22 protein-coding genes, 1 tRNA gene and 1 pseudogene are annotated in these 21,917 nt (G+C 63.1%); 8 read left to right on the forward strand and 16 right to left on the reverse strand.

Going from position 1 to position 21,917, the window contains the following annotated elements; translation table 11 throughout:
• Positions 1-138: 138 nt before the first annotated feature.
• Together GCT19_RS10315 and ybiB are read right to left on the reverse strand one after the other, a co-directional pair.
• A pseudogene (locus GCT19_RS10315) lies at positions 139-1,125 on the reverse strand (2-isopropylmalate synthase); the annotation flags it as partial.
• 378 nt (positions 1,126-1,503) lie between these two features.
• On the reverse strand, positions 1,504-2,475 hold the full coding sequence (gene ybiB / locus GCT19_RS10320) for a DNA-binding protein YbiB (RefSeq protein WP_026228531.1): 972 nt from the start codon (positions 2,473-2,475) through the stop codon (positions 1,504-1,506).
• A 222-nt stretch (positions 2,476-2,697) separates the two neighbouring features.
• On the opposite strand from ybiB, the gene GCT19_RS10325 reads away from it, so the two are divergent.
• Positions 2,698-3,396 carry a fumarylacetoacetate hydrolase family protein gene (locus tag GCT19_RS10325; RefSeq protein ID WP_018434697.1) on the forward strand — a complete coding sequence of 233 codons (699 nt, stop codon included), beginning with the start codon at positions 2,698-2,700 and terminating at the stop codon, positions 3,394-3,396.
• Between the two features lie 34 nt (positions 3,397-3,430).
• The gene (maiA, locus tag GCT19_RS10330) at positions 3,431-4,075 is read left to right on the forward strand and encodes a maleylacetoacetate isomerase (RefSeq protein ID WP_013088308.1); all 645 of its coding nucleotides are present in this window, start codon (positions 3,431-3,433) and stop codon (positions 4,073-4,075) included.
• A gap of 112 nt (positions 4,076-4,187) precedes the next feature.
• Here the strand turns inward: maiA and ftsY are convergent, their stop codons facing one another.
• Entirely contained in the window at positions 4,188-5,342 is a 1,155-nt protein-coding gene (gene ftsY / locus GCT19_RS10335; RefSeq protein WP_152851810.1) for a signal recognition particle-docking protein FtsY, read from the reverse strand.
• A gap of 251 nt (positions 5,343-5,593) precedes the next feature.
• Between ftsY and rsmD the strand changes: the two genes are divergently transcribed.
• Together rsmD and coaD are read left to right on the forward strand one after the other, a co-directional pair.
• Positions 5,594-6,208: a 16S rRNA (guanine(966)-N(2))-methyltransferase RsmD gene (gene rsmD, locus GCT19_RS10340; RefSeq protein WP_152851811.1), complete on the forward strand. Its 615-nt coding sequence runs from the start codon at positions 5,594-5,596 to the stop codon at positions 6,206-6,208.
• A 100-nt stretch (positions 6,209-6,308) separates the two neighbouring features.
• Positions 6,309-6,818: a pantetheine-phosphate adenylyltransferase gene (gene coaD, locus GCT19_RS10345; protein ID WP_013088311.1), complete on the forward strand. Its 510-nt coding sequence runs from the start codon at positions 6,309-6,311 to the stop codon at positions 6,816-6,818.
• A 57-nt stretch (positions 6,819-6,875) separates the two neighbouring features.
• Here the strand turns inward: coaD and GCT19_RS10350 are convergent, their stop codons facing one another.
• On the reverse strand, positions 6,876-7,223 hold the full coding sequence (locus GCT19_RS10350) for a transcriptional regulator (RefSeq protein ID WP_026228530.1): 348 nt from the start codon (positions 7,221-7,223) through the stop codon (positions 6,876-6,878).
• A gap of 982 nt (positions 7,224-8,205) precedes the next feature.
• Between GCT19_RS10350 and GCT19_RS10355 the strand changes: the two genes are divergently transcribed.
• The gene (locus tag GCT19_RS10355) at positions 8,206-8,835 is read left to right on the forward strand and encodes a hypothetical protein (protein ID WP_152851867.1); all 630 of its coding nucleotides are present in this window, start codon (positions 8,206-8,208) and stop codon (positions 8,833-8,835) included.
• Between the two features lie 102 nt (positions 8,836-8,937).
• Entirely contained in the window at positions 8,938-9,195 is a 258-nt protein-coding gene (locus GCT19_RS10360; RefSeq protein ID WP_013088315.1) for a YfhL family 4Fe-4S dicluster ferredoxin, read from the forward strand.
• A gap of 77 nt (positions 9,196-9,272) precedes the next feature.
• Here the strand turns inward: GCT19_RS10360 and hisC are convergent, their stop codons facing one another.
• From hisC to GCT19_RS10400, 8 genes are all read right to left on the reverse strand, one after another.
• On the reverse strand, positions 9,273-10,352 hold the full coding sequence (hisC, locus tag GCT19_RS10365; RefSeq protein WP_018434691.1) for a histidinol-phosphate transaminase: 1,080 nt from the start codon (positions 10,350-10,352) through the stop codon (positions 9,273-9,275).
• A gap of 50 nt (positions 10,353-10,402) precedes the next feature.
• Positions 10,403-11,008: an aminoacyl-tRNA hydrolase gene (gene pth, locus GCT19_RS10370; protein ID WP_152851812.1), complete on the reverse strand. Its 606-nt coding sequence runs from the start codon at positions 11,006-11,008 to the stop codon at positions 10,403-10,405.
• 147 nt (positions 11,009-11,155) lie between these two features.
• Complete coding sequence (locus GCT19_RS10375) at positions 11,156-11,773, reverse strand: 50S ribosomal protein L25/general stress protein Ctc (protein WP_013088318.1); 618 nt, start codon at positions 11,771-11,773, stop codon at positions 11,156-11,158.
• Between the two features lie 163 nt (positions 11,774-11,936).
• Positions 11,937-12,893 (reverse strand): ribose-phosphate pyrophosphokinase, encoded by a 957-nt coding sequence (locus GCT19_RS10380; RefSeq protein ID WP_008921698.1) that lies wholly within the window; start codon positions 12,891-12,893, stop codon positions 11,937-11,939.
• Positions 12,894-12,966: 73 nt separating this feature from the next.
• Positions 12,967-13,043: transfer RNA gene (locus GCT19_RS10385), tRNA-Gln, on the reverse strand.
• 52 nt (positions 13,044-13,095) lie between these two features.
• Entirely contained in the window at positions 13,096-13,977 is an 882-nt protein-coding gene (gene ispE, locus GCT19_RS10390; protein ID WP_152851813.1) for a 4-(cytidine 5'-diphospho)-2-C-methyl-D-erythritol kinase, read from the reverse strand.
• Between the two features lie 89 nt (positions 13,978-14,066).
• The gene (gene lolB / locus GCT19_RS10395) at positions 14,067-14,699 is read right to left on the reverse strand and encodes a lipoprotein insertase outer membrane protein LolB (RefSeq protein WP_152851814.1); all 633 of its coding nucleotides are present in this window, start codon (positions 14,697-14,699) and stop codon (positions 14,067-14,069) included.
• Positions 14,699-16,540 (reverse strand): tetratricopeptide repeat protein, encoded by a 1,842-nt coding sequence (locus tag GCT19_RS10400; protein ID WP_152851815.1) that lies wholly within the window; start codon positions 16,538-16,540, stop codon positions 14,699-14,701. Before GCT19_RS10400 ends, lolB begins: the two co-directional genes overlap by 1 nt.
• Positions 16,541-16,627: 87 nt before the next feature.
• Between GCT19_RS10400 and mutM the strand changes: the two genes are divergently transcribed.
• On the forward strand, positions 16,628-17,458 hold the full coding sequence (gene mutM / locus GCT19_RS10405) for a bifunctional DNA-formamidopyrimidine glycosylase/DNA-(apurinic or apyrimidinic site) lyase (RefSeq protein WP_026228528.1): 831 nt from the start codon (positions 16,628-16,630) through the stop codon (positions 17,456-17,458).
• A gap of 7 nt (positions 17,459-17,465) precedes the next feature.
• Positions 17,466-18,599, forward strand: a complete 1,134-nt coding sequence (gene mutY, locus GCT19_RS10410) for an A/G-specific adenine glycosylase (RefSeq protein WP_026228527.1) — start codon at positions 17,466-17,468, stop codon at positions 18,597-18,599.
• Positions 18,600-18,620: 21 nt separating this feature from the next.
• Here mutY and GCT19_RS10415 read toward each other — a convergent pair whose 3' ends face one another.
• The 4 genes from GCT19_RS10415 to GCT19_RS10430 form a co-directional block, all read right to left on the reverse strand.
• Positions 18,621-19,256 (reverse strand): LON peptidase substrate-binding domain-containing protein, encoded by a 636-nt coding sequence (locus tag GCT19_RS10415; protein ID WP_026228526.1) that lies wholly within the window; start codon positions 19,254-19,256, stop codon positions 18,621-18,623.
• A gap of 39 nt (positions 19,257-19,295) precedes the next feature.
• Positions 19,296-20,189 carry an RNase adapter RapZ gene (rapZ, locus tag GCT19_RS10420; protein WP_152851816.1) on the reverse strand — a complete coding sequence of 298 codons (894 nt, stop codon included), beginning with the start codon at positions 20,187-20,189 and terminating at the stop codon, positions 19,296-19,298.
• Positions 20,190-20,287: 98 nt separating this feature from the next.
• Positions 20,288-21,256: an HPr(Ser) kinase/phosphatase gene (gene hprK, locus GCT19_RS10425; protein WP_008921706.1), complete on the reverse strand. Its 969-nt coding sequence runs from the start codon at positions 21,254-21,256 to the stop codon at positions 20,288-20,290.
• A gap of 80 nt (positions 21,257-21,336) precedes the next feature.
• A complete protein-coding gene (locus GCT19_RS10430; RefSeq protein ID WP_013088326.1) occupies positions 21,337-21,852 on the reverse strand; it encodes a PTS sugar transporter subunit IIA in 516 nt (171 codons plus the stop codon).
• Positions 21,853-21,917 lie beyond the last annotated feature (65 nt).

Raw genomic sequence — 21,917 nt, forward strand, 5'->3', positions numbered from 1 at the left:
GCGCACTCCATTGCAGCAGGGTCGAGGCTCAAGCCAGATTCACGCGGTCACGCAATCTTCAGCTCTATCGCGGCTGCTCGCGCCGCATTGATCCCCGTCGGCATCCGCGTCGCGCGCCGCGCGCGTGCCACGCATCGCCACTTCTCCCGCATACGGATGCCGCGCGGCCACCGGAAGCCGAGTGCAGCGCTCCGCCACGCGCCGGATCGCCGCGAGATCCGAGAAATCCAAACCGATGTCGATACCCATCGCGTCGAGATTCATCGCGAGCGTGACGAGATCGACGTTGCCGGTACGTTCGCCATTGCCGAACAGACAGCCTTCGATGCGATCCGCCCCCGCCATCAGCGCGAGCTGCGCCGCAGCGACGGCGGTGCCGCGATCGTTGTGCGGATGCACCGACAGCACGATGCTGTCGCGGTAGCCGAGGTTGCGGTGCATCCATTCGATCTGGTCGGCGAACACGTTCGGCGTGGCCGCTTCGACGCTCGCCGGCAGATTGACGATCATCTTGTGATTGCGCGTCGGCTGCCACGTTTGCGCGACCGCGTCGCACACCTCGCGTGCGAATGGCAACTCGGTCGTGTTGAAGGTCTCGGGCGAGTACTGGAAGGTCCAACGCGTACCCGGCCGCGCCTGCGCATATTCCTTGATGACGCGCGTACCTTCGACGGCGAGCGCCTTGATCTCGTCCTTCGACTGCTGAAACACGATGCGCCGGAACGACGGACAGATCGCGTTGTACAGATGCACGATCGCGCGCGGCGCGCCTTCGAGCGCGTCGAACGTGCGTGCGATCAGCTCCGCGCGCGACGGCACGAAGACTTCGATCGTGACATCGTCGGGAATGCGCCGCTCGTCGATCAGCTTGCGCACGAAGTCGAAATCAGTCTGCGACGCCGACGGAAAGCCAACTTCGATTTCCTTGAATCCGATCGCGACCAGCATCTCGAAGTATTCGAGCTTCTGCGCGGCGTTCATCGGTTCGATCAGCGCCTGGTTGCCGTCGCGCAGGTCGGTGCTCATCCAGACGGGCGCGGCGTCGATCGTGCGACTCGGCCATTTGCGTCCGGTCAGGCACACGGCGGGAAAGGGGCGGTACTTTTCGGCGGGATTGCGCAACATGGTGAGGTGCCTCATTCGTGGTGTCGCCGGCGAAGGGTGCTGACGTCGAGCTGTTGGCCGACTGTCACGCATGCACGATGCGGATGCCCCAGGCAACGTGCATTTGATCCTCTCGCTTCGTCCGCGCGGTAAACGGACGAATACAAACGACGACAGGTTGTGGAGAACTACGACGGGGGTGAAGCGAAACTGCGGGAACTACCGGGAGGACCGCCGACGGCAACCGGAGCTGCCAGCGCGCGGCGCTACGCGTGACTTACGCCAGGCGTAGCGATAGGGGCCGCGCTAGGCGGCCGGAGATAATTCGGAGGGTGTTGGGGAGGGAACGCATGGGGCCAAATGTATGACGGCGGGCGCCGGCCTGTCAACCCGCGACCGTCAGGCCGCCGTCTTCGCGATGTCGGCGATCAGTTCGACTTGCCGCTCGATCGCGCCCGGCACCGGCGCTTCGCCGCGCAGCACGGCGTCGATCCAGGCGGCCGTGGTCGCCGCGTCGCGCGCTTCGGGCAGTTCGACTTCGGGCGCATCGGGCGACGAGCGCTCGTGCGGCAGCCGCGTCTCGCAGATGCCGTCATGCAGCCAGTCGACTTGCACCTGGCGGCGCGTATCGGCGACCGCCTCGCCTTCGGTTCCGCGCGCGAGCAGCGCACCGCCGACGGCAGCATCGGGATGCGTGATGAACAGCTGCGTGAGACTGTCGCGATATGGCGGATGCGTGTAATTCACGAGCCGCAGCCCCGCGGGCGCGAAAGGCTGCAGCAGCTTCACGAGCGTATGCGTCGAGTTGCGCACGCCCATGCGCCGGCGCAGCGCGAGCAGGCGAGCGAGCTTGGGCGCGAGTACGTCGATCGACGCGAACGCGACGCGACGCTCGGCGAGACCCGCTTCGATCTGCGCGTGCGACTGCGCCTGGGCGATGCGCAGCTGCGTGAAGATTTCCGCGCTCGTCACGCGGCCCGGATCTTCGGTGACGCCATGCACGAGCACCGGCACCCCTTCGCGTGCGAGCAGCAGCGCGAGCAGCGGCACGAGGTTCGGCTGCTTGCGCGCGCCGTTGTACGACGGAATCGATACCGGCCGAAACGCGCCGTGCGGCAGCCGCACCGGCTCGAACGACGTATGCGCGGCAGCCAGCATCGCGGCGAGTTCGTCGGCGGTTTCGCCTTTCACGCGATACGCGAGCAGCACCGCGCCGAGTTCGAGATCGTCGACGCGGCCGTCGAGCATCGCGGTGTAGAGCGCGCGGGTGTCGTCGCCAGTCAGCGCGCGGGCGCCGTTCGGGCCGCGGCCGATTTCCTTGATGAAGCGGGCGCAGGGGAAAGGAGAGGTGGTATTGGTCGAGTCGGTCATCATGCGCAAGAGGCGGGTGGCGCGCCGCGCCTGGGCGTCGGCCACGGCATTCGGGGAGCTATTCGGTGTGAGTATCGCATCTATGGCGAGCGGGCGAATAGCGGCGAAGCAGGCACGTGGTGACGCGCGACGACCCGCCGGACATGCACCCGCGCCGTGCCGCGCGTTAAACTCGATGTTTCTCGCCGCCTCGGCGGCGCCCATCGAAAAACGGAGAACGGGATGAGTTACGTGTTTGCACCCGCACCGCAGGTCGCGGTGCCGGTCGTGGGGTCGAGCGAGCAGTTCGCGGTGCGCCGCATCTACTGCGTGGGGCGCAACTACGAAGCGCATGCGCGTGAAATGGGCCACGACCCGGACCGCGAACCGCCGTTCTTCTTCTCGAAGCCGGCCGATGCGGTCGTCTACGTCGCACCGGGCACGACCGGCGAATTTCCGTATCCGTCGCAGACGAAGAACGTCAATTTCGAAATGGAAATGGTCGCGGCGATCGGCGAGGGCGGCAAAGACATCCCCGTCGAGCGCGCGCTCGACCACGTCTACGGCTACGCGCTCGGTCTCGACATGACGCGTCGCGACCTGCAAGGCGAAGCGAAGAAAATGGGGCGTCCGTGGGACACCGCCAAGGGCTTCGATCACTCGGCGCCGCTCGGCCCGATTCATCCGGCTTCAGCAGTTGGTCACATCGGCAAGGGCGCGATCTGGCTGTCGGTAAACGGCGAGGACAAGCAGCGCGCGGACGTGTCGCAGCTGATCTGGTCGGTCGCGGAGACGATCGCGTATCTGTCGACGCTGTTCGAACTGCGGCCCGGCGACCTGATTTTCACCGGCACGCCGGAAGGCGTCGGCGCGGTCGTGAAGGGTGACCTGATGAAGGGCGGCGTGGAGGGACTCGGCGAGTTCAGCGTACGCGTCGTCTGAGACGGCTTGCGAGCAGTTGGAGGAGGCAGACAACATGAAGCTCTACAGCTATTTCCGTAGCTCGGCGTCGTATCGCGTGCGCATTGCGCTGAACGTGAAGAACCTGTCGTACGACTATGTGCCCGTGCACCTCGTGCGCGAAGGCGGCGAGCAGCTGAAGCCCGAGTATCGCAAGATCAACCCGGACGGTATCGTGCCGACGCTCGCCGACGGCAGTCATTTGCTGCCGCAGTCGCTCGCGATCATCGAGTATCTCGAGGAGACGCATCCGGAGCCGCCGCTGCTGCCGAAGGCGCCGCTCGATCGCGCTTATGTGCGCTCGTTGGCGTTGCAGGTCGCGTGCGAGATTCATCCGCTGAACAATCTGCGCGTGCTGCGCTATCTGAAGCACACGCTGCGAGTCGACGACGACGCGAAGGACGCGTGGTACCGGCACTGGATCGACGCGGGTTTCACGACGCTGGAGACGCATCTCGCCGGCGACGCGCGCACCGGCAAACTGTGTTTCGGCGACACACCTACGCTCGCCGATGCGTGCCTGATTCCGCAGGTTTTCAACGCACAGCGCTTCAAGGTCGACACCGCAAAGTTTCCGACGATCCAGCGCATCTGCGACTACGCGATGCAACTCGATGCGTTCGCGCGCGCGGCGCCGGGTGCGCAGCCGGACGCGGAGTGAGCACAGGATCGCTTGAAGTGTTGACGACGGCTTGAAACGAAAAAGGGCACTCCGCGGAGTGCCCTTTTCCTTTTGCGCGCCTCAAGCGGCGAGCGCCGCAGCGATCACGCGATTAGCCGCCCAGCAGCGCGTCCGAAAACTCCTCTGCGCTGAACGGCTGCAGATCCTCGACCTTTTCGCCGACGCCGATGAAATACACCGGAATCGGGCGCTGCCGCGCGATCGCCGCGAGAATGCCGCCCTTCGCGGTGCCGTCGAGCTTGGTGACGATCAGGCCGGTGAGGCCGAGCGCGTCGTCGAACGCCTTGACCTGCGTAAGCGCGTTCTGTCCCGTGTTGGCATCGATCACGAGCAGCACTTCGTGCGGCGCGCCGTCCTGCGCCTTGCCGATCACGCGCTTCACTTTGCGCAGCTCTTCCATCAGATGCAGCTGCGTGGGCAGGCGGCCGGCCGTGTCGGCCATCATCACGTCGATCTTGCGCGCGCGTGCGGCGCCGACCGCGTCGAAGATCACCGCGGCCGGATCGCCGCTTTCCTGCGCGACCACGGTCACATTGTTGCGCTGGCCCCAGACGGCGAGCTGCTCGCGCGCGGCGGCGCGGAACGTATCGCCGGCGGCGAGCAGCACCGACTGGTGAAAGCTCTGCAGATGCTTCGCGAGCTTGCCGATGCTGGTGGTTTTGCCCGCGCCGTTAACGCCGGCGATCATCATCACGAGCGGCTGCGCGCGGCCGAGCATCAACGATTTTTCGAGCGGCTTCAGCAACTCGACGAGCAGCGTGCGCAGCGCGATCTTCACCTGCTGCGGGTCCGTCAGGCGTTCGCTGCGCACTTTCTCGCGCAGCGATTCGAGCAGGAATTCGGTCGCCTCGACGCCGGCGTCCGACATCAGCAGCGCGGTTTCGAGTTCCTCGTACAGGTCCTCGTCGATCTTCGTGCCGACGAAAATGCCGGTCAGGTTCGAACTGGTTTTCGCCAGGCCGCTCTTCAGGCGTGTGAGCCACGAGCGCTTCGCGCCGGCGTCCTGCACGGGCGGCGGAACGATTTCGACGCTGTCGAGCCCGGTGTCTTGCGGCTCGGGCTGCGGCTCGATGATGGTCGTGGCCAGAGGGGGAACGGGGGGCGCGGCAGGCGCGACGGGTTCGGCGGGCGCAACCGGCTCGACGGCCTCGGCCTCAGGCGTCGCGCCGTCTTGCGCCGCCAGCGATTCGTCTGCGGCGGTATCGGACTCTTTCGAACCCTTGAATCGTTTGAAAAAGCTGAACATGATCTGACGTATGGGAGAGCGCGCCGATGCGCGCAGCCGGCACGGGACCGGCGAAGCGGTGGGCAGCGCCGGGATGCGAAAAGGCGGGGCGCTGGCAGCCGCACATTTTATCAGGCGTGCCGCGGTGCGTCGTAGTGGCCGCCCGGGCAGGCTGGACGCGCGCTGCCCCTGTGGTAACGTGGGCGCTCCGGCCCCGCGCGCATCGGCGTCGCGGGCGTATTCACCACCTAGCTGAAACTGCACGATACTGCATGCCTCGTTTAGCACCTTCACGCGCCGCTGGCGCTTCGTCCAAAGGCGGTAAGCCGCATGCCATTCGCATCATCGGCGGCGACTGGAAACGCACGCCGCTGCCCGTGCTCGATCTGGACGGCTTGCGCCCGACGCCCGACCGCGTCCGCGAAACGCTGTTCAACTGGCTCGGCCAGCGCCTGGACGGCCAGCACTGCCTCGATCTGTTCGCCGGTAGCGGCGCGCTCGGCTTCGAGGCCGCGTCGCGTGGCGCGGCGCGCGTGCTGATGGTGGAGCGTCATGCGCGCGCTGCCGGCCAGTTGCGCGCGAACCAGCAGCGGCTCGATGCACGCATGATCGAAATCGCCGAGGCGGACGGCCTGCGTCTTGCGGCGAGTCTCGCGCCAGGCTCGTTCGACGTCGTGTTCCTCGATCCGCCGTTCGATGCCGATCTGCTCGGCAAGGCGCTCGCGGTGGCCGTGCCGCTCGTGCGCGCCGACGGTTATCTTTATGTCGAGGCCGGCGAAGCGCTCGAACCGACCGCACATGAGCCGCTCGCGGGCTGGGAGGTCGTGCGGCAGGGCAAGGCGGGCGCAGTGCACTTTCATTTGCTGCAGCGCGAAAATAAGGAATAATGCGCGTTCCAAAAAAGGGCCGGGCGGTTTATCGTCATCCGCGCCGGTGCGAAATACGTCGCTTGGACGTGCCCTTTTGTCTGAAAAGAGGAGAAGTCTCATGGTAGTCGCCGTGTACCCGGGCACGTTCGACCCGCTGACGCGCGGTCACGAAGACCTCGTTCGGCGCGCGTCGAGCATCTTCGATACGCTGGTGGTGGGTGTCGCCGACAGCCGTGCCAAGAAGCCGTTTTTCACTCTCCAGGAGCGCCTCGCAATTGCGCATGAGGTGCTCGGCCACTACCCAAACGTCCAGGTGATGAGCTTCAAGGGACTGCTGAAGGACTTCGTGCGGACCAACAACGCGCGAGTGATCGTCAGGGGTCTGCGCGCGGTGTCGGACTTCGAGTACGAGTTCCAGATGGCGGGCATGAACCGCTATCTGCTGCCCGACGTCGAGACAATGTTCATGACGCCATCCGATCAGTATCAGTTCATCTCGGGCACGATCGTGCGCGAGATCGCGCAGTTGGGCGGCGACGTCAGCAAGTTCGTGTTCCCGTCGGTCGAAAAATGGCTGAAGGAGAAGGTCGCTTCGCTGGACCCACAGGGCGGCGCGCAGGGGACGTGAGCCTGAATCGCGCGAACGGCCGGTTTTGGCGGATCACTTAACCGACGCAGCGCAATGTCAGCTACCCTTCGCGGCCTTGGTGAACGCCTCGGCCAGTTTGTCGAAGTGTCGGAGCGCCGCGGGTGTGAGCTCGACCTGTTTGCGGCGAGCATCTTCGGTGTCGTTGAGCAGGAGCCAGCCCTTTTCGCGCATTGACGTGATGCGGGCATGCAAGGTGGCCGGAGACCCAAGCGCACTTTGGGCCATCATGTCTCGAACTGACAGGCGTTCGTTTTTTTGCCTCATGCGAGCAACGAACTCCAGGATCTTTTCTTCGAGCGGATCGAGCGCGGGAAGTGAGGGAAGACCTCGCAGTGCTTCGGTCAATTGAAGAAATCGAAGATAGATATCAGCAGGGCGGGTCATGACCATCGCTCCAATGAAAACGCCGCTCACCCGAGCGCGGAAAGCGAACCTTGATGCTGCCCAGCGGCAAACGGGCTTCCTTATTTTATCTCCATGTCCAGCTTTGGCGGCCGTTAAGGGAACTGCAGGGACGCGATGGAACTACGCTCGAATCGCAGCTCTACGGAGTCCGTATAACACGATGGTCGTCGATCAGGTGACGAAGGCCGTACGGCGCTACGTGCTCGTAGAGGATCGGCCAATCGACCGCGAGTAGCGGAATCGTTGGGTCTTTCCGGCACCAGTACGCAACAAACCGCGCCCAGCCCCCGAGGAATATTCCTTCGCCAGAACTCAGCAGACACGGAGGGCGAGCGACGGGCGGAACCAGTATCCGCGGCGTTCCCGCCGCCAGGATTTCAAGAGCGTCCGACGATTCGCGTGACGCCGGCAGACTGTCCTCGGTGTCGGACAAGTATCGACGCACTTCTTCCGCTACGCGTGTGCTGCGAAGCTCCAGGTAAGAGGCACGGATTTCATCGAGTGCTGAACTGGGCACACGCGAATAGTTGGAGTCCCCCAGTCTTTCCAACGCAGCGCGGCTGACGAAGTCAGGAAGCGCCCCCAACGTCGTTTCGCTGCCGCGCAACGCATCTTGAAAGACGGAATAGCACGCGAGCCATGGAGCAGGCGCGCAGCCCACTGGTCGGCGTGCCGATGCCCACCGGTTCGGCCGGTTAGCGCGTTCCGTTCCCGCCTGTTCTCTCAGGTTCATTGCTATAAAAAACATATCAATATGGGCGTGGCTCTATATTCTCGTCGAGCCCGGCATAAAGCTATAGATGGGTTTTCGGTCGCGTTGCGCCGAACTTGAGGGTCCCACGAAATTTTTCCGGGAGCGTCGCGATGGCTCGAACCGGAAGCCTGCTGCTTGTCCTCGCGGAACGCCATACATGCACGCTATGATGCATTCCACAAAGGCAACCGAGGATGGCTAACCGCAATGTCTAGCTTACGTTTGCATTTTTGGTCGATCGCTGGGACCGTGGTCGCGTTTCTGGTGTCGCTGTGGATCAATCAGGAGGTGTTTGCGCACACGTCGTTCGTGCGAGGAGTCAACTGGGTTTTTCTGCCTTCTGGTGTTCGGCTACTGAGCACGTTGCTGCTTGGATTCGATGGTGCAATCGGCCTGCTGCTTGCCGGACTGGTTACCGACTTTCTGTACTGGTTTCCGCATGATCCGGTGCGTGCAACAGCCGGCGCTTTGCTTGGGTCTTTGGCACCGTATCTGGTGTACCGAATTGCGCTCGAGTATTACGATCTGCGCGCATCGTTGATGAACCTGACGCCGAAGCGGCTTCTTGTTCTGGCTGTCGCCTATTCGGTGGTAAATCCGCTGTTTCATCACCTGTGGTTCGCGCTGACCGGCACGACGAAGAACTGGTTCGAGAGCTTCTTCACGATGTTCGTGGGCGATCTGACCGGCGCGCTGATCATGCTGTATGTGATGAAGGGATTGCTGGCCTTGTTGCCGAAACAGCCCGGCAATTCACGCATGTCGAATGGCATGTTCAGCATCCAGTTGGCGTTGAACAGCGCATACGCCAATCAGTTAGCAACGAAGCCGACCTGACCGAGAAGCGCGGCAGTCCATGATCCTCGCGCGGGATTGCACGACCGTGCGGGGGCGGAAAAGCTATAATGTATTGTTTTATCTAGCAAAGTTGGTGGCAGCATGGCCCTGATGATTACCGACGAGTGCATCAATTGCGACGTCTGCGAGCCCGAGTGCCCGAACGACGCGATTTCGATGGGTCCGGAAATCTACGTGATCGATCCGAAGAAGTGCACCGAGTGCGTCGGTCATTTCGACGAGCCGCAGTGCATTCAGGTGTGCCCGGTCGAGTGCATTCCGCGTGACCCGAACCACCCGGAAACGCGCGAAGGTTTGATGGCGAAATACCACGCGTTGCAGGCCGCCAAAGGCACCTGACGTTCGCGGGGGACGCGCAAAACGAAACGGCGAAGGCCAGCGGGCCTTCGCCGGTTTTTTTTGCGGAGGCGTTTCCGTTATCCGACGTAAGCGCTGAAAATACCGCGCAACGCGTCGAGCAGGACGTCGCATTCGGTGTCGGTGCCGACGGAGATCCGCAGATGCTGGTCAATCCGCGGTGCGTTGAAATGCCGCACGAAAATTTCCTTTTCCCGCAGCCGCGACGCGAGCGTCGCCGCGTCGTACCCTTGATGCCGCGCGAACAGCAGATTCGCGGCCGACGGCACCACCTCGAAGCCGAGCGCGGTCAATTCCGCCGCGAGCCGTTCACGGCTCGCGATCACCTTCGCGCAGCATTCGCGAAACCAGGCGTCGTCTTCGTACGCGGCGGTGGCCGCGGCTTGCGCGAGACGGTCGAGCGGGTACGAATTGAAGCTGTCCTTCACGCGATTGAGCGCATCGATCAGCGCCGCATCGCCGAACGCAAAGCCGACGCGCATGCCGGCGAGCGAACGTGACTTCGACACGGTCTGCACGACAAGCAGATTCGGATAGCGGTCGATCAGCGCAATCGCCGACTCGGCGCCGAAGTCGACATAGGCTTCGTCGATCACCACGACCGAATCAGGATGGCTCGCGACGAGGCGTTCGATTTCCGCCAGCGGCAACGGCCGGCCGGTCGGCGCGTTCGGATTCGGAAACAGGATTGCGCCATTGGGCACCGCGTAGTCGTCGACGTTGATTGCGAAGCTCTCGTCGAGCGGGACGGTACGGTAGTCGACCTCGAACAGCTTCGCGTAGGTCGGATAGAAGCTGTAGGTGATGTCGGGAAACAGCAGCGGCTTGTCGTGCTTCAGCAAGGCCTGGAATGTTAGCGCGAGCACTTCGTCCGAGCCGTTGCCCGCGAATACCTGATCGGCGAGGATGCCGTGATACGCGGCGACCGTTTCGCGGAGCTTGCGTGCGCTCGGATCGGGATAGCGGCGCAGTGCGTCGGCCGTGTCGCCAAGCTCGCGGCGGATCGCGTCGAGCACGCGCGGCGACGGCGGATACGGATTCTCATTGGTGTTCAGCTTCACCGGATGCGCGAGCGCGGGCTGCTCGCCCGGCACGTAAGGCGTCAGACGGTGAACGATGTCGCTCCAGTAGCGGCTCAAGCGATTCTCCTCACGGGGTCGATTGCGGGTTTCGATGGATGTGGCGCGCGTCAGCTGTTGTTGCGATGCAGTTGCATCATTGCGCGTTCGAGCTCGCCCTTGATGATCTGCGGCATCACCGCGAGCGCGCGCTCGATCGACGCGTCGATGACCTCTTGCTCTTCTCGCCGTGGCGGCTTCAGCACATAGTTCGCGACGTCGGGCTTCACGCCGGCGCGCGCGCTTTCGTGAATCAGATCGCGCGGATGACCGATGCCGATCCGCAGCCGCCAGTATTGCTGCGACGACAGATGCGCGCTGATGTCCTTCAGGCCATTATGCCCGCCGCTGCCGCCGCCGAGCTTCAGCTTGACGCTGCCGGGCGGCATGTCGAGCTCGTCGTGCGCGACGAGGATCTCGTCGGGAAGAATCTTGAAGAATTGCGCGAGCGCGACAACCGATTGACCGGAGCGGTTCATATAGGTCTGCGGCTGAAGCAGATGAACTTCCTCGCCATGCAGCCGCGCCTTCGCGTAAAAGCCATGAAAGCGCCGCTCGTCGCGCAGCGTCGTGCCTGCCTCGCGCGCGAGTTGATCGACCAGCCAGAAGCCGGCGTTGTGACGCGTCGCGGTGTATTCGGCGCCCGGATTGCCGAGCCCGACGATCAGCTTGATCATGATTGCGTGAGTCCACCAGGTCCGGAAGCGAAACGCACCGGACTAAAAAGCCGAAAAAAAACCCGCCAGGGCGAACCTCGGCGGGTCACATCGACCGTTTCATCCGAAACGGATCGAGAGGATTGCTTGCTTCGAACCGAAAGGCTCTTAAGCAGCCGGCGTTTCGCCGCCTTCAGCAGCAGCAGCGTCTTCAGCGATTGCGCCAGCCGGGATCGTTGCAGCAGCGACCACCGGGTTTTCCGCGTCGACGTGGGCGACGAGCGCCACACCTGCCGGCAGCGGGATGTCCTTCGCGTGAACCGATTGACCTGCTTCGATCTTCGCGAGGTCAACTTCGATGAATTCCGGCAGTGCCGACGGAAGGCACTCGATTTCGATTTCGTTGATGACGTGCGAGATCACCGCGCTCGACAGCTTCACTGCCGGGTTGGTTTCCTGGTTCAGGAAGTGCAGCGGCACCTTGGTGTGCAGCTTCTTCGACGCGTCGACGCGCTGGAAGTCCACGTGCAGCACGAGCTGACGGAACGGATGGTATTGCACGTCGCGCAGCAGAACCTGTTGCGACTTGCCTGCCACTTCCAGGTCGAGGATCGACGAGTGGAAAACTTCTTTCTTCAGCGCGTGCCACAGGGCGTTGTGATCGAGTTCGATCAGTTGCGTGTCAGCACCAGCGCCATAAACGATACCCGGAGTCTTGCCCGAGTTACGCAGGCGGCGGCTCGCACCCGTACCTTGCTGGGAACGCTCGAAAGCGACTACTTTCATGTTGAATCTCCAATGCACTGCCCGCGACCAGGCAGTAAAAACAGGGCCTCGAAGCCGTATTGGCTGAGGCCCAGGAAAGCGGCAAGAACCTTCGTTCGTTCATGCCGATTGTGCGAAAACGCCGCGTGTCGCATGAAGCGGTACGCGGCGTCTTCGCAAATGCTTAACTTTCAGCGAACAGCGACATCACCGAATCGCCGCGGCGGATGCGCGAGAACGTTTCGGCCAGCAAACCGGCGCTCGTCAGCGAACGGATCTTCGCGCACGAACGGGCTTCTTCGCCGAGCGGGATCGTGTCCGTGACTACGAGTTCGTCGAGTGCGGAGGCGGCGATACGTTCGCCCGCGCCGCCCGACAGAACCGGGTGGGTGGCGTACGCGAACACCTGCTTCGCGCCGCGTTCCTTCAGTACCTGCGCGGCCTTGCACAGCGTGCCTGCGGTGTCGACCATGTCGTCCATGATCACGCAGGTGCGGCCTTCGACTTCACCGATGATGTTCATCACTTCGGCGACGTTCGCCTTCGGACGACGCTTGTCGATAATCGCGAGATCGCAATTGAGTTGCTTCGCCAACGCACGGGCGCGGACCACACCGCCGACGTCCGGCGAAACGACCATCAGGTTGTCGTAGTTCTGCTTGCGCAGATCGCCGAGCAGCACGGGCGTTGCGTAGATGTTGTCGACCGGGATGTCGAAGAAGCCTTGAATCTGGTCGGCGTGCAGATCCATCGTGATGATCCGCTCGACGCCGGCGATTTCCAGCATGTTCGCCACGACCTTCGCCGAGATGGCGACGCGCGCCGAACGCGGGCGACGATCTTGACGGGCATAACCGAAGTAGGGGATGGCTGCGGTGATCCGGCCTGCGGATGCGCGCTTGAGCGCATCGACCATGATCATCAGTTCCATCAGATTGTCGTTAGTCGGCGCGCACGTGGATTGCAGGACGAAGACATCCTTGCCGCGCACGTTTTCCTGAATCTCGACCTGGATTTCACCGTCGGAGAAACGGCTAACCATTGCTTTGCCGAGGGGAATACCGAGGTTTTTGACGACTTCCTGTGCAAGCGCGGGATTTGCGTTGCCAGTAAAAACCATCAGGCCGTCATGGCTGCTCATCATGCACCTACTTCAGGCTGGGGCGGGAGAATGTGAATTACTGCGGCGAACTACAGCGAACTACGAGAATTTTTGGCAGGGGAGAAAGGATTCGAACCTTTGCATGCCGGAATCAAAATCCGGTGCCTTAACCAGCTTGGCGACTCCCCTACACTAACTTTGAGCTCCGCCGAACGTGGAGTTGCGTTCGACGATGCAAAACTTATGACGCGAAAGCAAAGAGTGGATGCTGATCCAAGCCCGCTGCTACTGCGCTATTCCATTCGCCGGGCAGTTTGGCTTGCGCCGCTACTGCTTCAGCTTTGCTACGGAACGCTGCAAAAACACTGGCACCCGATCCGGACATCCGCGCTGGTGCGACGTTCTCAAACCACCGCAACACTTGCGCTACTTCCGCGTACTTTCCTACCACAACCTGCTGCATGTCATTCCGGCCGAAGCTTTCTGGCCACTCAGTGTTGCAGCTGTGTTCTGCAGGAAAGTCCGTAATTATGAGAGGCTTTGTATCTCTTGTCAACGCTTTTTCGGAAAAAATCGCTGCAGTTGGAACCTGCACCCTCGGTGTCACTACCAGAAAGTGACGCGGCGGCAATTGTACAACGTCTAATGATTCTCCGACACCCTCTGCGAACGCATTTTTTCCAAATACAAAGAAAGGCACGTCCGCGCCGAGCTTCAACGCAAGTTCCTGCAACTCCTGACGTGGCAGATCGAGCTTCCACAGGCGATTGAGCGCGAGCAGCGTCGTCGCCGCGTCGGAACTGCCGCCGCCAAGGCCAGCGCCCATCGGCAGGCGCTTGTCGATTTCGATATCGACGCCTTCGCGAGAGCCCGTATGCGACTTCAGCAACGTCGCGGCACGTACGGTCAGGTCATGCTCGGGTGGAACGGCGGCGATTTCGGTGCGGCGCGTGATGAGACCGTCGTCGCGTCGCGTGAAGTGCAGCGTGTCGCCCCAGTCGAGCAACTGGAAGACCGTTTGCAATGTGTGATAACCATCCAGCCGACGGCCGGTGATGTGCAGGAAGAGATTGAGTTTCGCTGGCGCGAGACAGTCGCGCAGCGAGTCGGTCGTTTCGATCATGAGTGAAGGCTACATGCGCCATGGTGGCGCTAAACGGGTAGCAAGGTTACGTGAGCGGATGCCGGGACAAACGCCCCAGCAACAACGACTCACTGATCCAGCACGAGCTTGATGTCGAGCGGCGGCTCCGAGCGGCTCAGATTGACGCGCTTCACGCCGGTGGCTGGCGCGTCGGCATAGGCGACATAGTCGATCGTCCAGCCGTCCTGGGTGATCTGCTTCAGGCGTGACGGTTGCTCGGGATCCTTCTCGGTCTGCGCGCGGGAGGTCGGCGCCGGCGACGGCTGCAACCAGTAGCGCAACCCTTCGACCGGCAGCGTGAAGCCGAGCGCGTTCTGCATCAGCGTCGACACGTTGTCGGCGGTGAGCGGCTGGCGGTTCGGCAACTCGAGCGTCGCCGAAGCCGGCGACGAGGTCACGATGGCCAGCGTCTGGCCGAGCGGGTTGCGCAATTGCAGCGTGACGGTGTCGCCGGTTTCCTGCCACGAGAAATTGCCGTAGGCGTTGCGCTGCTGGCCGTTCTGGTCGTTGTACTGAACCGCGAAGCGGCCCTGATACGAGCGACTCGTCTGCGCGGTGACTTCGGTCGCGGCATTCGACGTGGACGGCCCCTGCGGCTTTACCGACGCGCAGCCCGCCAACGCGACAACTGCTGCCGCCGCGCAACCAAGCGCGATGCCGCGCGGCGCCATGGAAAAAGAAATCAAACGGGAAAGACGCATCAAAGATCGTTTACCTGAAGACGTTGCAACGTTTTGACGAGAGTCTCGTTGTTGGGTTCGAGCTTGCGCGCCTCGCGGAACGCGGCGCGCGCCTGTTCCTGCTCGCCGGACTTCCACAGCACTTCGCCGAGGTGCGCGCCGATCTCGGCGTTCGGCTGGAGGCTGTATGCCTTGCGCAGCAGCTTGATCGCATCGGCCGTGTTACCCATCCGGTACTTGACCCAGCCGACGCTGTCCATGATGAACGCATCGTTCGGTGCAAGGGCCGAGGCCTTCTCGACCAGCTTGTCCGCCTCCGGCAGGCGCTGGTTGCGATCGGCGAGCGAATAGCCGAGCGCGTTATACGCCTGCGGATTGTCCGGCTGCGTCTGGATCAGCTTGCGCAACTGCGCTTCCATGACGTCGTAATGGCCGGTTTTCTCGGCGGCCATCGCATAGTCGTAGGTGAGGTCGGGGTCGTCGGGAAAGTTCGCCGTGGCTTGCTGCAGACGCGCTTCGGCCTCCGGGTAGCGCTTCGCGTCGAACAGGATCGCTGCATCGGTGCGCGCGATCAGCGCCACGTCACGCGGATCGGCGGTCTGCAAGTTGGCGAGCAGCTGGCGCGCCTCGTCGGTCTTGCCCTGCTTGGCGAGCAGTTGCGCGCGCGTGATCTGCGCGGCCAGGTATTGCTGACTCGCCGGCGAGATCTTGTTCAGCCAGTCACCCGCGGCCGCCTCATTCTTCTGTTCGAGCGCTAGCTGCGCGAGATAGATGTAGGCCTGGCCCGCATCGGCGCCCGGCGTCTTCTCGGCCTGCTGCGCGTATTGAATCAGATAGGTCTGCGCTTCGGGGAGATTCTTCTGCTGGATCTTGATCAGCGCGAGCGCCATCAACGGCGTCAAGTCGTTGGCGTTTGCCTTGCGCATGATCTCGAACTGCTTCTGCGCGTCGTCTAGACGGTCGCTCGCGAGATACATCTGCGCGAGCGCGAGCCGCGCGTCATGCGATTTCGGATTCTGCTGCACATACTTTTCGAGCGACGCGATGCCCTCCTTGCGCTCCTCCGGGCCCATTTGCGACAGAACCAACGCCGCGGGCAGATAGTCGGGCTTGATCGTGAGCGCCTGCTCGAGCGACTTGCGCGCACCCGGCGCGTCGTCGGCCAGCAACTGCTGGCGTGCGACGGCCAGTTGTGCTTCCGGCCGGTTCATGTCGTTCTTCAGCAGCTCCTGCAACACGTGCAGTCCACCGACGCGGTTCGGGCCGCGCGACAACAGCAATTGCAGCGCGAGGATCGCGCTGCCGCGATTTTCCTCCGGTACCTTCGCGAGTTCCTGCGACAGGATCGGCGCAGCATCGTCGGGCTTGCCGGACAGCACGAGCAGCGACGCGTCGAGCTGTGCGGCGCGTTCCGAACCGGGTGCGTACTGTTGCCACAGTTGCGCGGCGGCGAGCGCGTCTGACGGGCTCTGCGCGGCCAGCGCAATTTCGGTGGCGCGTTGCGCCATGCGCGGGTCGTGCGTGTCGCGCGCGAGCGCGAGGTAGGTCTGATAAGCCGGGGCCGGCTGATCGCGCTGCAACGCGATCTCGGCGGCCAGCACCTGGAAGACGATCTGGCTCGACAGCGGCACTCCGGGCAGCGCCTTTTCGTCTTCAGGGCTTGACGGACCCAGCGGGTCCGGCATCGTGACCGACGTGTCGTCGGAATCTGGCGACGTGTCCTGCGCATGCGCGGGCACGGCGGCCAGCGCCCACAATGCGAGCGCAGCTGCGCCAAGCATCCGGCGAGCGGACACGGCGAGCGGCACGTTGGACACGCGCGCGCGGCGCTTTGAAAGCAGCTTCACGAAGGACACGTTCATGGAAATCCGTTCAATGTTTCAGTCGATTGTAACGCGCTCGCTACAATACGCGCACAACCACTCACGCAAGTAGCAGACCAATCAGCCATGCCAGAGTTGCCAGAAGTCGAGGTTACCCGACGAGGGATCGAACCGTATGTGTCCGGGCGCAAGGTTGAGCGCGTCGACGTGCGGACGGCTACGTTGCGCTGGCCAATTCCGGCCGACCTTGCGAAAACCTTGCGTGGCCATGTGGTGCGCAAAGTCGAGCGACGCGGCAAGTATCTGCTGTTCGAAATCGACGCAGGGTGGTTCATCGTGCACCTGGGCATGACGGGCACGTTGCGCGTTCTGCGTCATGTGCCGCATCCGCCGGCCGCGGCGAAGCACGATCATGTCGATTGGATCTTCGACGACTTCATCTTGCGCTATCGTGATCCGCGCCGCTTCGGCGCGGTGCTGTGGCATCCCCGTGAAGAAGGCGACATCCTCGAACATCCGCTGCTCGCGAGCCTTGGCGTCGAGCCTTTCTCGCCGGCGTTTTCGGGCGCGCTGATGCATCGGTTGACGCGCGGGCGCAAGGTGTCGGTGAAGCAGGCTTTGCTGGCGGGCGACATCGTGGTCGGCGTGGGCAATATCTACGCGTCGGAGAGTCTCTTTCGCGCGGGCATCCGGCCGACCACCGCGGCGGGGCGGGTGTCGCTCGTGCGTTATGAGCTGCTCGCCGATGCCGTGCGTGTGACGCTCGCCGCCGCGATCGACAAAGGCGGCAGCACGCTGCGCGATTTCGTCGGCAGCAACGGCGAAAGCGGCTACTTCCAGCTCGACTACTTCGTCTATGATCGCGCGGGCCTACCATGCCGCGTGTGTGGAACGCCAATCAAACAGATCGTGCAGGGACAACGCTCCACGTACTTCTGTCCCACTTGCCAGCGCTAGATTCTCGATGCCTTCCCGCCTCACTCCAACGACCGCCGCGCGCTCCAGCGCGTCCGACGCCACGCGCGCATTCACGCCGATGCCCGATTTTTCCGCGCGCCTGATCGCGTGGCAGCGCCAGCATGGCCGCCACGATCTGCCGTGGCAGAACACGCGTGACCCGTATCGGATCTGGCTGTCCGAAATCATGCTGCAGCAGACCCAGGTCTCGACGGTAATTCCCTACTACGCAAAATTTCTCGGGCGATTCCCGGATGTCGCCGCGCTCGCCGCGGCGCCGTCCGATGACGTGATGGCGCTGTGGGCCGGCCTCGGCTACTACACGCGCGCGCGCAATCTGCATCGCTGCGCCCAGGTCGTCGTCGAGCGGCATGGCGGCGCGTTTCCGGCCTCAGTCGATGAACTCGCCGAACTGCCCGGCATTGGCCGCTCGACGGCCGCGGCGATCGCGTCGTTCGCGTTCGGCGCGCGCGCGACGATTCTCGATGGCAACGTCAAGCGCGTGCTCGCGCGCGTGTTCGGCGTAGAAGGTTTTCCGGGGGAGAAGAAGGTCGAGAACGCGATGTGGACGCTCGCGGAATCACTATTGCCGTCGAATGCGTCGAACGCGGAGGTCAGCGCCTACACGCAGGGCTTGATGGATCTCGGCGCGACGTTGTGCGTGCGCGGCAAACCCGATTGCACTCGCTGTCCGTTCGCGCCCGACTGCGTCGCCAACGTCACCGGACGTCAGCGCGAATTGCCGACCGCTCGCCCGAAGAAAGCGGTGCCGACGCGCCGCACGTGGATGCTGGTGCTGCGCGACGGCAACTCGGTGATGCTCGAGCGGCGTCCGCCGTCGGGCATCTGGGGCGGTCTGTGGAGTCTGCCCGAGGCGGCCGACGAAGCGACGCTCGCCGAGCGGGCGCGCGCGTTCGGCAGCGACGGCGAGGTGTCAACGCTGGCGTCGTTCTCGCATGTGTTCACGCATTTCAAGCTCGATATCGAACCGCGGCTTGCCGAGCTCGATCGCGGAGTCGGCGCTCTGGCCGCGCTCAACGATGCGGACACCGCCTGGGTTGCGCTCAGCGATCTGGATTCGTTCGGCGTGCCGGCGCCGGTGCGTAAGCTGCTCGCCAGCCTGCATGGTTCGTTGATCTAGCGGAAGGACGACTTCAGGATTTCACAGCAACTGATGCTGCTGCATGTAGTGATGCACGATGTCGATGCGCGCGCCGGCGTCGGTCAGTTCCATCAGCTTTTGCCGCGCACGCAACGCAATTGGCAGCACCTCGGCGAGACGGTTGGACACCCACGACGGATCGTCGAGCCGGAACGGCTCCGCGAACGGCAGGCTGTCCGGATCGCGTTCGCGGATCGTCGCGATGATCCGCTCGAGCACTTCCGCGCACGCGCCGAATTTAGCCAACAGCTCATTGCCTTCTAGCGGGAGGTCATCAGCGAGCGGTTCGGCCATGCCGACCAGCAGGCCGCTTGCTTCGACGCGATGCGACAACAGACGAAAGCGCTTCGTGCCGCGTGCGCGAATCAGCAACATGCCGAATGCCTCGACGTCGCACTCGTCGATTTCGGCGAGACAGCCGATCGTTTCGGGCACCGAAGGTTCTTCCTCGCGTGCGACTTCGGCGCCGCTTTTCAGCATGCACACGCCGAACGGGGTTTTTTCGCGCAGGCAGTCACGCGCCATGTCGAGGTAGCGCGCTTCGAATATCTTTAGCGGCAGCAAGCCATCGGGAAATAGCACCGTATGCAGCGGAAACAGCGGCAAATCGGCGTACACAGTAGGCGTAGAGGACATGGCGCAACGCTTCGGGTTAAGGCCGCGCGATGCGGCCGGTTAAGCCACCAGCTTCGATGATTCGCCGACGTCGACCGGCGCATCGCGATGCCGCACAATCACATTCGCCGACGTTGCGAGACGCGCGGCAAGCGTCTCCGCGATGAATACCGAGCGGTGCTGGCCGCCCGTGCAACCGATTGCCACGGTCAGATAGCTGCGATTGTCGTCGCGGAAATGCGGCAGCCACTTGGACAGATACTTTTCGATGTCGTCGATCATCTCGTGGACGACCGGCTGTGCATCGAGAAAATCCATCACCGGTTTGTCGAGGCCGGTGAGCGGCCTCAATTCATGATCGTAATATGGGTTCGGCAGCGTGCGTACGTCGAATACGAAATCCGCGTCGAGCGGTACGCCGCGCTTGAAGCCGAACGACTCGAACATCAGCACGAGCCCCGCGTCCTCTTGCTCGATGAAGCGCTTGACCCAAGCGCGCAGTACGTTCGCGCGCAGATTGCTCGTGTCGATCTGATGGCCGAATTCGGCAAGTCCCGCGACCAGGTCGCGCTCGCGTTCGATCGCTTCGGCGAGCGACGTGAGCAGGCCAACGTCCGCGTCGTGCGCGGGCGAGCCGGACAACGGATGGCGGCGACGTGTTTCGGAAAAGCGTTGAATCAGCGACTGCGTGCTCGCGCTCAGGAACAGCACGCGCACGTCGTGCGAGCGCTTGAGGTCGCGAATCATCGCGGGCATTTCGTCGAGCGATGAACCGGAGCGCGCGTCGATCGCGACCGCGAGACGGTCCTGGCCGTCCGCGGCGAGGTAGGTGGCGAGTTGCTGCAGAAAACGCGGCGGCAGATTGTCGACGCAGTAATAACCCGCGTCTTCGAGCGCGTTCAGGGCAACCGATTTGCCGGAGCCGGAGATACCGGTGATCAGGATTATGCGCATGGAGTCGTCGAAAGCGTAGATTTCATCATAGCATCTGGCCTCCATGCGCGTGCCCGCGTCCTGCCTTCTGCGGGCGCTTCATGGCGCTGTGGCCGGCTTCAGATCAGCTTGCCGGGAAACTGGCTATCGGGATCCTGCATGGCAAGACGCTGCCGATCCATGAAATCGCGCAGCGTGTCGATCCCGCGCAACTGCAGGATCGTATTGCGGACGGCCGCTTCGACCAGCACCGCCAGGTTGCGGCCCGCGGCCACCTGGATCGTCACCTTGCTGATCGGCAGGCCGAGCACGTCGACGGTCTGGCTTTCCAGCGGCAGTCGCTGGAATTCGCCGTCAGGGCGGCGCACCAGTTGCACGATTAGCTTCAGTTTCATTTTGCGGCGCACGGCCGTTTCGCCGAAGATCGTCTTGATGTCGAGCAGACCGAGGCCGCGCACTTCGAGCAGGTTCTGCAGCAGCGGCGGACAGCGTCCTTCGACGAAGTCCGGGCCGAGGCGCACGAAGTCGACCGCGTCGTCGGCGACGAGACCATGGCCGCGGCTGATCAGTTCGAGACCGAGCTCGCTCTTGCCGAGACCCGAGTCGCCGGTCAGCAGCACGCCCATGCCGAGGATGTCGAGAAACACGCCGTGCAGCGTCGCGCGCGGCGCGAGAATGCGCGACATATAGAGACGCAGACTATCGATCACCGCGGCCGCCGAGGTCGGCGTCGTGAACAGCGGCGTCGACGAACGCGTGCAGCGCAGCACAAGCTCGGGCGGCGCCGCGACACCGCCCGCGACGACGAGAAACGGTGGCTCCAGCGCGATCAACTCGGCCATATGGCGCGAGCGGTCTTCATCGGTCTGACGTTTGTAGTAGTCGATTTCTGCATCGCCGAGCACCTGGATCCGGTTAGGGTGGATCAAGTTCAGGTGGCCGACGAGGTCGGCGCTCGACGTGGCATTGGCGACCGATTCCGAAGAAAAGCCGCGCTCCCAGCCCTCATGCCCCGTGAGCCAGCTGAGCTTCAGCATGGCGGCGTTGTCGTCGAAAATGCTCTGGGCGTTGATGCTGGACGTATCCATGAGTCAGTGACTCCAGTGTTAGCCGCTTGCCGGGCCTTACCTGCGTGTGTGCGCGCGTATGAACTACCGCCGCCGTTGCATCAAGGTTGCCACTGAGTGAGCAGGCGATGCAACGATTCGCGATCTTCTTCAGTGTGCAGCCGCTCGCGGGCGTCGCGATCGGACAGCAATTGCGCGATTTCGGAAAGAATTTCGAGGTGCTGTTGAGTGGCCTGTTCGGGGACGAGCAGGAAGATCAGCAGCGAGACCGGCTGGCCGTCCGGCGCTTCGAACGGGATGGGTTCCGCGAGTCTGACGAATGCGGCGAGCGGTTGCTTGAGGCCCTTGATCCGCCCATGCGGAATCGCGACGCCTTCGCCGAGCCCGGTCGAGCCGAGTCGTTCTCGCGCAAAAAGATTGTCTGTGACGGTACTTCGGGCGATGCCGTTCTGGTTCTCGAAGATCAGGCCCGCTTGCTCGAACACGCGTTTCTTGCTGGTGACCGATAGTCCGATGACGACGTTCTCGAGGGGAAGAAATTTGGCTAAACGATTCATGTTGACAGGCGAAAACGTGGCCTGAGTTCTCCCCAACGGGGCGGTTGAGTGACGTTCCATTCGTTCGATGCTGGCGAAGACGGACAGTGAGAGTCGATCGCGAAAGCGTGAGATTCCGACCGGCC

This window comes from Paraburkholderia atlantica, assembly GCF_009362785.1.
Lineage (GTDB): Bacteria > Pseudomonadota > Gammaproteobacteria > Burkholderiales > Burkholderiaceae > Paraburkholderia > Paraburkholderia atlantica.

Coding starts and splice junctions, on each gene's coding strand:
- mutY (WP_026228527.1), top strand. CDS start 17,466: ATGCCTTCCCGCCTCACTCCAACGACCGCCGCGCGCTCCAGCGCGTCC.
- GCT19_RS10430 (WP_013088326.1), bottom strand. CDS start 21,852: ATGGAACGTCACTCAACCGCCCCGTTGGGGAGAACTCAGGCCACGTTT.
- coaD (WP_013088311.1), top strand. CDS start 6,309: ATGGTAGTCGCCGTGTACCCGGGCACGTTCGACCCGCTGACGCGCGGT.
- ispE (WP_152851813.1), bottom strand. CDS start 13,977: ATGATCGAAACGACCGACTCGCTGCGCGACTGTCTCGCGCCAGCGAAA.
- GCT19_RS10360 (WP_013088315.1), top strand. CDS start 8,938: ATGGCCCTGATGATTACCGACGAGTGCATCAATTGCGACGTCTGCGAG.
- GCT19_RS10415 (WP_026228526.1), bottom strand. CDS start 19,256: ATGTCCTCTACGCCTACTGTGTACGCCGATTTGCCGCTGTTTCCGCTG.
- lolB (WP_152851814.1), bottom strand. CDS start 14,699: ATGCGTCTTTCCCGTTTGATTTCTTTTTCCATGGCGCCGCGCGGCATC.
- mutM (WP_026228528.1), top strand. CDS start 16,628: ATGCCAGAGTTGCCAGAAGTCGAGGTTACCCGACGAGGGATCGAACCG.
- rapZ (WP_152851816.1), bottom strand. CDS start 20,189: ATGCGCATAATCCTGATCACCGGTATCTCCGGCTCCGGCAAATCGGTT.
- GCT19_RS10355 (WP_152851867.1), top strand. CDS start 8,206: ATGTCTAGCTTACGTTTGCATTTTTGGTCGATCGCTGGGACCGTGGTC.
- GCT19_RS10325 (WP_018434697.1), top strand. CDS start 2,698: ATGAGTTACGTGTTTGCACCCGCACCGCAGGTCGCGGTGCCGGTCGTG.
- rsmD (WP_152851811.1), top strand. CDS start 5,594: ATGCCTCGTTTAGCACCTTCACGCGCCGCTGGCGCTTCGTCCAAAGGC.
- maiA (WP_013088308.1), top strand. CDS start 3,431: ATGAAGCTCTACAGCTATTTCCGTAGCTCGGCGTCGTATCGCGTGCGC.
- hprK (WP_008921706.1), bottom strand. CDS start 21,256: ATGGATACGTCCAGCATCAACGCCCAGAGCATTTTCGACGACAACGCC.
- GCT19_RS10350 (WP_026228530.1), bottom strand. CDS start 7,223: ATGACCCGCCCTGCTGATATCTATCTTCGATTTCTTCAATTGACCGAA.
- GCT19_RS10400 (WP_152851815.1), bottom strand. CDS start 16,540: ATGAACGTGTCCTTCGTGAAGCTGCTTTCAAAGCGCCGCGCGCGCGTG.
- pth (WP_152851812.1), bottom strand. CDS start 11,008: ATGATCAAGCTGATCGTCGGGCTCGGCAATCCGGGCGCCGAATACACC.
- GCT19_RS10375 (WP_013088318.1), bottom strand. CDS start 11,773: ATGAAAGTAGTCGCTTTCGAGCGTTCCCAGCAAGGTACGGGTGCGAGC.
- ftsY (WP_152851810.1), bottom strand. CDS start 5,342: ATGTTCAGCTTTTTCAAACGATTCAAGGGTTCGAAAGAGTCCGATACC.
- ybiB (WP_026228531.1), bottom strand. CDS start 2,475: ATGACCGACTCGACCAATACCACCTCTCCTTTCCCCTGCGCCCGCTTC.
- GCT19_RS10380 (WP_008921698.1), bottom strand. CDS start 12,893: ATGAGCAGCCATGACGGCCTGATGGTTTTTACTGGCAACGCAAATCCC.